At 39.7% G+C, this 12635-nt stretch carries 10 protein-coding genes and 1 pseudogene; 7 read left to right on the plus strand and 4 right to left on the minus strand.

From position 1 onward, the window contains the following. Nucleotides 1-119: 119 nt before the first annotated feature. Entirely contained in the window at nucleotides 120-671 is a 552-nt protein-coding gene (locus AC27I2_RS10415) for a DUF4136 domain-containing protein (RefSeq protein ID WP_487204238.1), read from the plus strand. Between the two features lie 282 nt (nucleotides 672-953). Here AC27I2_RS10415 and AC27I2_RS10420 read toward each other — a convergent pair whose 3' ends face one another. After that, a complete protein-coding gene (locus AC27I2_RS10420) occupies nucleotides 954-1439 on the minus strand; it encodes a peptide-methionine (S)-S-oxide reductase (protein ID WP_487204239.1) in 486 nt (161 codons plus the stop codon). A gap of 191 nt (nucleotides 1440-1630) precedes the next feature. On the opposite strand from AC27I2_RS10420, the gene AC27I2_RS10425 reads away from it, so the two are divergent. After that, complete coding sequence (locus AC27I2_RS10425) at nucleotides 1631-3487, plus strand: TonB-dependent receptor plug domain-containing protein (protein ID WP_487204240.1); 1857 nt, start codon at nucleotides 1631-1633, stop codon at nucleotides 3485-3487. A 169-nt stretch (nucleotides 3488-3656) separates the two neighbouring features. Here the strand turns inward: AC27I2_RS10425 and AC27I2_RS10430 are convergent, their stop codons facing one another. Continuing rightward, on the minus strand, nucleotides 3657-4613 hold the full coding sequence (locus AC27I2_RS10430) for a hypothetical protein (protein ID WP_487204241.1): 957 nt from the start codon (nucleotides 4611-4613) through the stop codon (nucleotides 3657-3659). Between the two features lie 13 nt (nucleotides 4614-4626). Beyond that, entirely contained in the window at nucleotides 4627-4932 is a 306-nt protein-coding gene (locus AC27I2_RS10435) for a hypothetical protein (RefSeq protein ID WP_128081084.1), read from the minus strand. A 264-nt stretch (nucleotides 4933-5196) separates the two neighbouring features. Between AC27I2_RS10435 and AC27I2_RS10440 the strand changes: the two are divergent. Continuing rightward, nucleotides 5197-6267: pseudogene (locus tag AC27I2_RS10440) on the plus strand (TonB-dependent receptor domain-containing protein); the annotation flags it as partial. 284 nt (nucleotides 6268-6551) lie between these two features. On the opposite strand, the gene AC27I2_RS10445 reads toward AC27I2_RS10440, so the two are convergent. Further along, a complete protein-coding gene (locus AC27I2_RS10445) occupies nucleotides 6552-6815 on the minus strand; it encodes a YkgJ family cysteine cluster protein (protein WP_487204242.1) in 264 nt (87 codons plus the stop codon). A 168-nt stretch (nucleotides 6816-6983) separates the two neighbouring features. On the opposite strand from AC27I2_RS10445, the gene AC27I2_RS10450 reads away from it, so the two are divergent. The 4 genes from AC27I2_RS10450 to AC27I2_RS10465 all read left to right on the plus strand — a co-directional run bounded on the left by AC27I2_RS10450 (nucleotide 6984) and on the right by AC27I2_RS10465 (nucleotide 12618). Next, entirely contained in the window at nucleotides 6984-8165 is a 1182-nt protein-coding gene (locus AC27I2_RS10450; protein ID WP_487204243.1) for an efflux RND transporter periplasmic adaptor subunit, read from the plus strand. Then, entirely contained in the window at nucleotides 8162-11311 is a 3150-nt protein-coding gene (locus tag AC27I2_RS10455) for an efflux RND transporter permease subunit (RefSeq protein WP_487204244.1), read from the plus strand. Before AC27I2_RS10450 ends, AC27I2_RS10455 begins: the two co-directional genes overlap by 4 nt. Before the next feature lie 141 nt (nucleotides 11312-11452). Next, nucleotides 11453-11626 (plus strand): hypothetical protein, encoded by a 174-nt coding sequence (locus AC27I2_RS10460; RefSeq protein ID WP_487204245.1) that lies wholly within the window; start codon nucleotides 11453-11455, stop codon nucleotides 11624-11626. 101 nt (nucleotides 11627-11727) lie between these two features. Further along, complete coding sequence (locus AC27I2_RS10465; RefSeq protein WP_487204246.1) at nucleotides 11728-12618, plus strand: dienelactone hydrolase family protein; 891 nt, start codon at nucleotides 11728-11730, stop codon at nucleotides 12616-12618. Nucleotides 12619-12635: the final 17 nt, after the last annotated feature.

Here is a 12635-nt window from a genome sequence, read left to right on the forward strand (position 1 = left end):
TTAACATTAATTAGTCATTCATATTCATCAAACTAAACTAATTTTTAGGACCTTTTAATAATACACATTTAAATGATGTGTGTTATTTTAAGGTAACGCATTTTATTGGAGCAAACGTAATGAAAAATATACTTATTGTTGCAGCACTAGCACTACTTACTGCCTGTACACATACCCCTGATTGGGATTACGATAGATCTGCTAACTTTAGTAATTTTAAAACATTTGCGTGGGTAGAAAACGCGAGCTTAACTAAAGACACTACAAACTATCAAATTAATGGCTTAATGGAAAAACGTGTTCGTACTGCGGTAAATAATGAGCTTACAAACACCTTAGGTATGACGTTAGTAGACCCAACTCAAGCTGACGTACTAGTTAACTACCATGCGTCGGTAGATAAAGAATTAGAAGTAGATACGTTTAACACGGGCTACAGTAACCGTTGGGGTTACTGGGGTACTGGTTTTCAACGTGATACAACAGCGCGTGAATACGAAGTGGGTACATTGGTTATCGATATTGTAGACAGCGCATCTAATCAGTTAATTTGGCGCGGTGCTAAAGAAGGCCGTTTAAAGAAAAAACAATCGCCAGAGCAACGCGAAGCGTCAATTAAAAAAACAGTCGCAAATATTTTAAGCAACTTCCCGCCGCAAAAGCAGCAGTAATTTTAAAGTTAGTTTTTAAAAAGCTCACAGTATGTGAGCTTTTTTGTGGGTGTTAATTTTTGGGCTTACAAACTAAAGTAATTACGAGCAGCGCTCGTCACGTCAGCAAGCTGCATGTCTACAAAATATCAGATTAAACTTTACCTGTAGGCGCTAAGCTTGCTTGCGCGAGAAGCGATAGCTTCTAATTACTTATATTTATAGCGCTATATTCCACCTTAAATTACGAGCAGCGCTCGTCACGTTAGCAAGCTGCACATCTACAAAAACACCGCGTTAAATTTACAATTTATACTTATGCAATAACTCAAGCGGTATATGGCAATAATCATCAGGGTGGTTAGTTAAGCGGTCTTGATGCTCTGGATCGCTTGGAACGTAATTAGTTAACTGCTCTACCTCTACTACAATTTTTTCGGCATCGCTGCGCTTATTTATATAATTGTTTGCTGCATCTAGATGATTTTGGTTTTTGCTGTAAATGCCTGTACGGTATTTAGGGCCTTCATCTACCCCTTGCTTATTAACACTGTAAGGGTCAATAATTTCAAAAAAATAGTCAAACAGTTGATTGAGTGAAACACTTGAGTCAAACATTACTTTTACACACTCAGTATAGCCATCGTATGCCCCTTGTGTGCTATTACTTGCGCCATTAGCACGCCCTGCTTGGGTTGTTATAACGCCCGGTAAATGCTTCATAAACTCTTGCACGCCCCATAAGCAGCCGCCGGCAAAATAAAGTGTATTGTGTTGCTGAACCGTCATTGTTTATCTAACTCAATAAAGTTAATTAAAAATACATGTGTATTGTAACGCGTTAATTATACAAATGATTATCAAATGCAGATTTTTATAATTACTGTACAATAGCGCACAAAATCGCACTGACTAAATTAAGCTAGCCCACCCGCTTTATATAGTTTTTATAAGTGCCCTAACACATTATGAGATATACCATGAATCGCACTGAGCATTTTATATTTTCTGCACTGCTGTGCAGCGTTACACCTTTTACTTATGCGCAAGCTTCAACCAACAGTGAAACAGCAATAGAACAAATAACTGTTGAGGCATCGGCCACGGCAAATAAATTACCTGTTGGCACCTTTGACTCCCCCGTCTCTAATTTAGAATACGACCCACGCGTTGATTTACAGTCACGTAATATGGCAGAAGCGCAAGCTGATGTAACAATTCGTGGCGGTATTTTCGAAAACACGGGGTTTAGAGTCGGCAGTGCTACCCTACTAGATCCTCAAACAGGTCATTATGTTGCAGAGCTTCCCATTGCACCGCAAATGCTAACGGGCCCTTACATTTTAACCGGAGCCGACAATGCCTTAAACGGTATGAACAGCTCAGTGGGATCGATTTCGTTTGGTTTTAAACCTATCACAACTGGCGGCAATGTATCTGTTGGTACAGGTACAAACAACTTTAACTTACACAGTATTTACGCAGGAATAAGCACAGAAATTGATGATGCTAAAAATTGGCAACTGGGCTTTGAGGGCGAATATTCTCATTCACAAAGTGACGGCTCAATAGAAAACGGCGATCACGATTTTAATCGCGCCTCTGCGCGCATACAGTTAATAGGTGCGGATTCGCAAACCGATTTAATGTATGGCTCACAAGACAAGTTTTTTGGCTGGCCAAACATGTATACACCATTTGGCGTAAACGAAACTGAAGAACTAGAAACCCGCTTACTCATGCTTAACCACCAGCAAAATTACGCAGACAATAGCCATTTTGAGGTGTCGGCCTATTACAGAAAACACAACGACCATTATATATTTTCTCGTGAGAATCCAAGCGCCTTTGAAGCCTTTCATGAAACTAAAGTAAAATCGATTGCAATATCAGGAAGCCATGCACAAAACACCGCGTTTGCAGTAAATTATTCAGCGCAATACATTGAAGATGAAATAGAGTCGACAACCCTTGAAAATAATTTCACTTCTCGCACTTATTACAAACTGAGCGTATTACCTGAGTATAAAATCGACCTTAAACAAAATCAGTTATTAACTCTTCGTCTCGGTGCTGCTTTTGACGACACAAACCGAGATGACTCTGAGTTATCGATCATTGGCGATATTTCACTAAACACTCAAAACAGTGACGGCTCTGAACAAACACTTTACGTATCCTACGCACAAGCAAGCCAAGTTGCTGGCTACACTGCTATTGGTGGCAGTGAGCAAGGCGGGTTATTTAGAAGTAATTACAACCTTGAGCGCGAAACGACTAAAAACATAGAGCTTGGTTATTTAATGCAAGAACAAAGCTGGCAACTTAATTCAGCGGTTTTCTACCGTGAGGATAACAACCTAACCGATTGGACTTTTAGTTTTGACTCTAGCTCTGCCCGCTTTGCTAATCCGGTTGACATAGACGCCACCGGCGTTGAGTTTTTTGCGACTAAGTACTTTGATAAAACCGAGCTCATTGCAAGCTACACCTACTTAAATAAGTCAGAAAACTATGGTGATGCAGATATCGACGCCAGCTTTTACGCCTTAAACTTTCCAGATCACCGTGTGACCTTAGGTGCAATTTGGACACCAAACGACCTAATAGAAATGAGGGTTGATAACGAGTGGCGTAAACAGCACGAAAACGCACTACGCAATGGTAAAGACACTGCGTTATTTACGCAATTGTCGCTAAAAATTACGCCAACCGTAATCAATAATTTATTTATTACGTTAGCTGCAGACAATGTATGGGATGAATCGTTTGAAGAAATACCCGGCACACCAGGACGCGGTGAGCAATATACGTTAAGCGCAACGTATAGTTGGTAGCACATCTAACCGAAAAGGGATTAAAACACTCATTTTATTAAACGTAACAAGCCCAGAACACTCTGGGCTTGGCTGTATAATCTAAGATTAGCTTACTCCCGATGCGGCAGCTATATGCCATGATTAAAGTGGTAAAACATAATCAAAGGGAGAAGACCATTATCTCAAATTAGTGAAAGGTTTTCTTTAATGCTTGCAAACGATTTATTTTTGCTTGTATTCCTGCAATTGATTTATCCAGCTCTTGTATTTCAGCCTGTGTGAGCCCAGATTGCAGTTTAAGAGCCCGCGTTATATTTAACATTTTATTACCATAGCCAATAGCTCCAAGTACCATTTTGTATTCAGAAACATATTGACTATTTTTCTGGTATTCTTTTACATCGAATTCTTCAGCAACATACTTATTTACGACAGTTGCCCTATTAGCGACTAATTCAGCAGGAAAAGCATACGTTAAACCGCCTGGGTCGCTTTCTTTTATATAACTCACCAATTGTGGTGAACCAAAAGTTAGCCCCAGTTCTACTAATTTTTTATAATGCTCTGAGCCTATTCCTGATTCATTTACCCACCTTTGTATATTATCTTTATCTCTTATACTTCCCAACTTACTAAGCCAAGCATTACTGGTATCAATTACAGCGCCAAGATCCATAAACTCATTAAATTGTTCAGGTCTTACTTCGTCTAGTGATGATAACGCCACAAACAAAGGTGTATAATAAGCCGATCTGTTTTCATTTCCTTTAAGAGATTCGTTAACCCCTAGAGTGCCATTTTTTATTAACATCAATAAAATTTCTGTAGAGTGCTCTATATACGCATCGGTCCCTAATAGTTTTACAACTATCTCATTTGATGTTAAACCATCAAGCCCCTTAATTAATTGCTCAACCTCTGATAACTGATCTAAAATTAATGGCTCATCCTGTTGTAAACTGTCCTCGGCTGAATCATGAAATAAGGGGTCAGTAGGCACATATTTTTCTGTCGGTGTTGGAGATATCGATAGTTTTACATGTGTTGCTTTATTGAGAGTTGTATTTTCAAAAATAACAAGTAGCCCTATCACCACCACTAGCAAGACTAGAGTAAAGAAAAATTTCACTTTATTGATTTTCATTACTAAACCTTTACTAACATGCTTCAAATAAAAAATAACCGTACGCTTCAACAGGGTCAGCTCGAATAAAGTTACATGCTTCATCATGCAAAACAGTACCTTTATAAGTCACTGAGTAATTACCTGTAGAACTTAATATAAATCGAAGCCCTCTTTTAATATAACTAACATCTAACGAAATCAAACTGATAGCAAACTCCCTTTGCTCAACGGCTATATGCCATTCTTGTGCATCATCACTAAGTTCATATAGAATCAGCCCAATTGTTTTTTCCGGATTGACTAATAGCTTTACGTCTCCTGCACTTTTAGCAGACACACTAAAATTAGAATTAATACATAGAATCAATACAATACAATACAATACAATACATTTTTCATTTCAATAGTTCCTTTATTATGAAAGTTAAAGCCCTATGACTTTAAAGCAATAAACAACTAAAATGATATCAACAATAATTATCATTTGCAACTTCATTTGCATTTTCTTTATTGCTTATCAATAACACTATATTGAAAAAAATATTTTGTTTGAGTTGAGTAAATAACTCGATATTCATAAAAATATATTAAGCTTTAGTCCAGAGGTATATATGCTGCTAAAAACACACAACTTGATAGCTTAGCTAACTATACCCAGGGCTCTGAAGGTAAGTATTCTCATTCGCAAAGTGATGGCACTATTGATAATGGCGATCGTGACTTTTCGCGCGCCTCAGCACGCGCGCAATTAGTAAGCGAGCATAGCCAAACCGATTTATTTTATGGCTCGATTGAATCAACAACACTTGAAAACAACTTTACCTCTCGTAAGTATTATAAATCAAGCGTATTGCCTGAATACAAAATAGCGCTTGAGGATAATAAACAACTTACATTTCGTTTAGGCGCAGCCTATGACGATACAAATCGTGATGATGCTGAAGTATCAGCTATTGGTGACATAACCTTAAACACCCCAAATAGTGACGGCACAGCGCAAACTCTTTACTTATCATACGCGCAGGCGAGTCAAGTTGCAGGCTACACAGCCATTGGCGGCAGTGATTCAGGCGGGTTATTTAGAAGTAACTACAACCTTGAGCGCGAAACCACATCAAACTTGGAGCTAGGTTTATTACTTGAAGAACAAAGCTGGCAGTTAAACTCGGCTATTTTTTATCGAAAAGATAATAACTTAACCGATTGGACCTTTAATTTTGATTCAACTTCAGCGCGCTTTGCAAACCCAGTTGATATTGATACAGCAAGGGTTGAATTTTTAGCGAGTAAGCACTTTGATACAGCAAAACTTATAGCAAGCTACACGTATTTACATAAATCAGAAAACTACGGCGCAGCCGATATCGATGCCAGCTTTTACGCGTTAAACTTTCCTGATCACCGTTTAACACTTGGCGCCGTGTACAACCCAACTGATATTTTAGAATTTAGAATAGATAACGAATGGCGTACACAACACAAAAATGCACTTAGAAACGACAATGACAACGCGTTATTTACCCAGCTAACGCTTAAAATAACGCCGCCACAGTTGAGTAATTTATTTATCACCTTAGCGGCAGATAACTTATGGGATGAGTCGTTTGAAGAAATACCCGGCACACCTGGGCGCGGTGAGCAATATACCTTATGTGCAACGTATAGTTGGTAGACATTAAATTCAGCGTTTACAAACTTAATGTTTACCTTAGTTTGTAAACGCTGTGTTGGTTTATAAAAACAACTTTTAGGCAAAAAATATTGCACAAAGAGGAATGAATGAGGAGTAAATGAGATAAACGTAAATCAGCCAATGCTTTAAATTAATCTTCCCTCTAAAAGCGCAGCGCCTCTTACCCTCTTTGTGAATTATTTTACTTTTTTGCTTCTAGCAATCACGGAATCGCGCAATATATTTTTAGATAAATGTAACTATGTGTGTATTGAACACACCAGCTAGGTTAATTGTTCAAGCTCTGTAATAAGCGCTAGAGCCTCTGCATTAGTTGACCCACACACATCCACTGTGGCAGTAAAATCACTGCATACTTTTGGTCGAGACTCATCGCCAAATAACTTACATAAATTGCGTTCATCTAGCTGAATACAACGTTCTCCGGCCTTTTTTCCATTTGGCATACCCGGTATTGGCGAGCTAATACTTGGCGCAATACAGCATGCACCGCAGCCTAATCGACACGTCATTGGCTCTGTTTTCATAACACCCTCTATTTAAATTAACCACATATTTAACAGTATCGACTCATTTTTAGAGCCAAATATTTTTTTGTAATACACATATGTAATGCTTTGTTACATCTTCAAACGCCTTGTAAACACTTTATTGCGTATTATTGCCCTATCACCACTTTTATGAAGGAATGCCTTGTGGCTACTAAAAAACAAATTGTTCTTCCAATCGCAGTTTTAGCTGCCGGGATTGCACTGGCAATTGGCTTTTCAAATATGAAAACGCCGCCTGAAGAAAAACCAGAGCAGGATACTCGCCCACTGGTTGCTGCGCAAACAGTCAACATTGACGCAATAACACTCGACGTAAAATCGTACGGGGTTGTAAAACCTAAAGACCGTACCGAGCTAATTGCACAAGTCAGTGGCCAAGTTATTTCCGTAGCAGATGGATTTGTTGAAGGTGCATTTGTAAAACAAGGCGACATATTAGCACGAATTGATCCAAATGATTACGAAGCCGACTTTATTGAAGCGCAAGCAGGCCTTGCTCAAGCAAGTTCAGCCCTCGAAATAGAACGCGCCCAAGCACATGTAGCAAAAGCTGAATGGGAACGTATTAAATCAGACTCGAGTGACTCTATTGCTTCAGAGCTTTATTTACGCAAACCACAGTTAGCCGAAAAGCTAGCGCGTTACCGCTCTGCACAAGCCAGTGTTAAACGTGCAAAGCGCAACCTAGAACGCACTTATATAAAAGCCCCTTACGACGCTATTATTAATGCACGTACAATAAGCTTAGGCTCTGTAGTAAACCCGGGCAGTAGCTTTGGCGCATTAAGTGCAACATCGATTGCAGAAGTGCGTTTACCTGTAGCCGATAGCGAAATGCAATACCTTGCCAATGGAGGCATTGGTGCCACCGTGACCCTTAATGCAGAATTTGCAGGCAAGCAAACATCATGGCAGGCCGAAGTTGTGCGCAGCGAAGGCGTTATAGATCAAGTAAGCCGTATGAGTTATTTAGTTGCGCAACTGCCCACACCATACGCAGATAACACTAAACCACTGCGTTTTGGTTCATACATTAATGCAACCATTGAAGGGCGCCCCCTTGATAACGCAATTATTGTCCCGCATCACCTTGTTAAAGATAAACAAATTGCCATTTTAAACGCGAACAATACCTTAAGCTTTAAAACACTTAATATTATACGTGAACAAGATGGCATGGTAATAGCCGACCAAGGATTGCAACTAGGCGAACAGTTGATTACCTCAGCACTAGAATACCCAAGCGAAGGAATGGCTGTTAAAACAGATGAAAATGACGAACAAGGCGAAGTAACACAGCTTGCGCTTAAAGAGGACACCTTATGAGTACCTCTGAAAAGGGCTTAATTGCCTGGTTTGCTCGCAACCCTGTTGCAGCAAATTTAATCATGATTTTTATTCTGGTTGGCGGTTTATTAACAGCCTTAACAATTCGTAAGCAAGCATTTCCGCAATTTGAAAGTAACTGGGTAAGTGTTCAAGCCGTTTACCCTGGCGCCGCACCGCAAGAGGTTGAAGAAGGCATTACAATAAAAATTGAAGAAAACCTAGAGGGATTAGAGGGCATTAAACGCTTTATAACCTACTCTAATCGCGGTTATGCACAGGCGTGGATTGAAATTGAAGACAAATACGACCTTCAAGAAGCCTTAGATGAAATAAAAGCCCAAGTAGATTCTATTAACTCGTTTCCAGCAGGTATGGAAAGGCCTATTATTCAGCGTGATAAATTTCAACAAGAAGTAATGTTCATTGCGCTATATGGAGATATGACCTATGCACAACTAAAAGAGCTCGGCCGAGATATAGAAGATGAATTACTTGCTTTACCTGGCGTTAATTTAGTCAGCTTTTTTAGCGGCTTAAATTATGAAATAGGCATTGAGATTAGTCCAGACAAACTGCGTGAATACGGACTTACTTTTAGAGATGTATCAAACGCTGTAAGAAACTTCTCAACTAATATGTCGGCAGGGCAAATTCGTTCAGACAACGGGTATATTTCTATGCGTGTTGAAAAACAAGCATACAAAGGCAATGAATTTGAACAGTTACCTTTAATTACCCTTGCTGATGGCGCACAAATATATTTAGGCGATGTAGCCACTATTAACGATGGTTTTGAAGAAGGCTTATTATATTCAAAGTACAATGGTAAAAATTCGTTAATGTTTGATATTGCAGCATCTAAAGATCAAGACATTACCGACGTTGCCAAAGTACTTAAAAATTACATGGCCGAAAAAGAATCTAAATTACCACAAGGCGTAAAACTTTCCCCTATGGTTGATTTAACCTACTACCTGCAAGGTCGTCTCGATATGATGATCGACAACATGGTATGGGGTGGTGTTTTAGTTATGCTGGTATTGGCATTGTTTTTACCGCTTAGATTAGCATTTTGGGTGATGATGGGGTTACCAGTGTCTTTTTTGGGTGCCTTTTTGTTTATGCCAATCGGCTTTTTAGACATCACCATCAACATGGTGTCGCTGTTTGCCTTTATTATTGTACTCGGTATTGTGGTGGACGATGCAATTGTCGTAGGCGAATCGGCCAGTGCCGAAATAGAAAAACACGGCCACTCTCTCGATAACGTAATCCGTGGTGTTAAACGTGTTGCAATGCCCGCTACATTTGGCGTACTCACCACCATTGCTGCTTTTTTACCTCAAGCTATGGCATCAGGCCCAGGTGCTGCGTTTTCTAAAGCGATTGGTGTGGTTATTATTTTGTGTTTGATTTTTTCGTTAATTGAATCAAAACTTATTTTACCGGCTCATATTGCCGCAATGAACCCACGTAAACCTAACCCTAAAAACCCATTGCACAAGGTGCGTATGGTTGTTGATAAAGGCCTTAAATCGTTTGTTCAAAACTACTACACGCCGTTTATAGGGCACTGTATTCATTACCGCTATACCGTCATTGTTGGGTTTATATGTATTTTAATTATGAGCGCAGGCATGTTTGCAGGCGGTTTAGTTAAATTTGTACCAAACCCTAAAATACAACATGATTTTCCGCGTGTTGTTGTAGAAATGAATCTTGAATCGTCAGAGCAAGCAACACTTGAAACAGCTAAAAAAATTGAAGCCGTACTTCTTAGTGTAGATGAAGAACTTGAAGCACAATACGGTCAAAAAATGATTCGTGACCTATCGATAAGCCTTCGTGGCCGTACAACGGCACAATTAATGGCTGTTCTTATTGAACCTGATAAACGCCCTATTGATACCTTCACTCTTAGCTCATTATGGCGTGAAAAAATGCCACCACTGCCGGGCGTTAAAACGCTAACTATTGAAGACAACTTATTTGGCGGCGGACGAGATGACGGCGACGTAAGTTTTAGACTGCAAGGCAAAGATACCGACAAACTAAAAGAAGTTGCCGCGTTATTAAAAACTAAATTACAAAGCATGGAAGGTGTAGGCGATGTTAACGACTCACTACAAAGCGCTACAGATGAAGTACAACTTGATTTAAAACCACTTGCATACAGCATGGGATTAACCCTTGCAGATGTGGCATCGCAAGTTAGCTTTAGTTACTACGGATTAGAGGCACAACGTATTTTACGCGAAGGGGAAGAGATCAGAGTGATGATCCGCTACCCTGAAAACGAACGTAACTCTATCAGTAATATACACAGCACACGTATTATCACGCCAACAGGTGTTGAGGTGCCGTTAAGTGAAGTGGCACAAATCAGCATTGTAGATGGTGTAAACAGAATTCGTCGTGAAAACGCAAACAGAACAGTCAATGTATGGGCAGCCATTAATACTGATAAAGTTGAACCTTTTGCCATTGTAAAAGAAATCACTGACGAGTATTTACCAACCCTTTTACAAAATTACCCAGGTGTTACCAGTAATGTAGCTGGTCGAGTGCAAGAGGAAATGGAAAGCGCTGATGAACAGTTGCGCGACTTTGCAATTTCACTAATGATTATATTTGCATTATTAGCCATTCCGCTTCGCTCATACTCACAACCGTTGATTATTATGTCGGTCATCCCATTTGGTGTGGTCGGGGCAATGTTCGGACACATGGTACTAGGAATGACCATGAGCGGCCTTTCAATGTTTGGCATCATTGCAGTAGCCGGTATTGTAGTAAACGACTCCCTTGTTATGGTTGATTTTGTAAATAAGGCGCGTGCTGAAGGCGTACCTATAAAAGAAGCTGTTATGCAAGCGGGTGCACGTCGTTTTAGAGCTATATTGCTTACTTCAGTAACCACCTTTATTGGCGTGTTACCGATTATTATGGAAACGAGTTTGCAGGCACAAATTGTAATACCTATGGCAGTATCGCTTGCCTTTGGTGTGCTATTTGCCACCGTGATTACGCTTATTCTTATACCGTGTCAGTATGTCGCGCTTGAGGACACAAAACGAATGATTCGTAAGTGGCGTGGTAAACACCCTATTGTCGATGGCCAACCAACAACAACCAATAGCTAATTAAGTAAACCCCCAACCAAAAAAGCTCGGCACAATGCCGAGCTTTTTATTTATAGTTTAAAAATAACCTTTAATTATTTGCTAACTCTCCATTTTAACTGGTATTTTATCTCACAGTTTGCTTTTTTTAAGGGATTAACCATGGCTACACTTCAACTTATTTTATTTATCATATTTGCAGTACTAACTATTGTTGGATACAGAAAAAACAATCGTAATTTAATGCTATTGGGTGCAATTGTTGTGGCGTTCGCCTTTGTAGGATTAGATTTTATGATGGGAATTGATCATGCTCTCTCTGCTAATAGCCAATAAATAGTGCTAAAAGTAATTATATATAAAATTATTGCACGTTTTTTGTTCCAGATACGTTAATGTATTTTAATATTCAAAAATCATAACAATTAAGGGAAACCATGAATTTACCCCACTCTGAACACATTCCTCAAGAAGCGTTTGATTGGTACGACGAATATGCCCACGGTTTAATGGACCGTCGCACATTTATGAAAAAACTTGGTGGCCTTGCAGCACTTGGGATTTCAATGAGTGTGCTCACCAGCGCACTTTTACCTAACTACGCACTTGCAGAGCAAGTCTCGTTTAACGATGACGATATTAAAGCCACCTACGAAGAATTTGATTCGCCAAATGGGTATGGTAAAGGCAAAGGTTACTTAGCCGTTCCCAGCAAAATTGAGGGTAAGCTTCCTGTTGTTTTAGTTATTCACGAAAACCGTGGTTTAAACCCTTACATAAAAGATGTAGCAAGGCGCTTAGCCAAAAAAGGGTTTATTGCCTTTGCACCCGATGCACTCTTCCCGCTTGGTGGTTACCCGGGCAATGACGATGAAGGCCGTGCAATGCAACGCACCATGGACAGAGCTAAAATTCAAAACGACTTTGTCGCCGCCGCTCAGTTTTTAAAAGCGCACCCTAGCAGCAACGGTAAATTAGGCGCCGTAGGCTTTTGTTTTGGGGGTTATATTGTTAATTACCTAGCAGCCGTTGACAGTGATTTACTCAGCGCTGGCGTGCCTTTTTATGGCACTGCTGCCAGTGAGTCACTGCACAAAAATATAAAAGCGCCTTTAATGATTCAACTAGGTGAGCTTGATAAACGTGTTAACGCTACATGGCCTGATTATGAAAAAAGCCTAAAAGCTAACAATGTTGAGTACACTATGCACATGTACGAAGGTGCTAATCATGGTTTTCATAACGACTCTACTGGGCGCTATGATGAGCAAAAAGCAGAACTTGCTTGGCAGCGTACCTTAGCATTTTTTAATGAAAAATTAAGCTAAATACCATAAAAAGCGCC

This window comes from Pseudoalteromonas sp. NH0006-46, assembly GCF_057547735.1.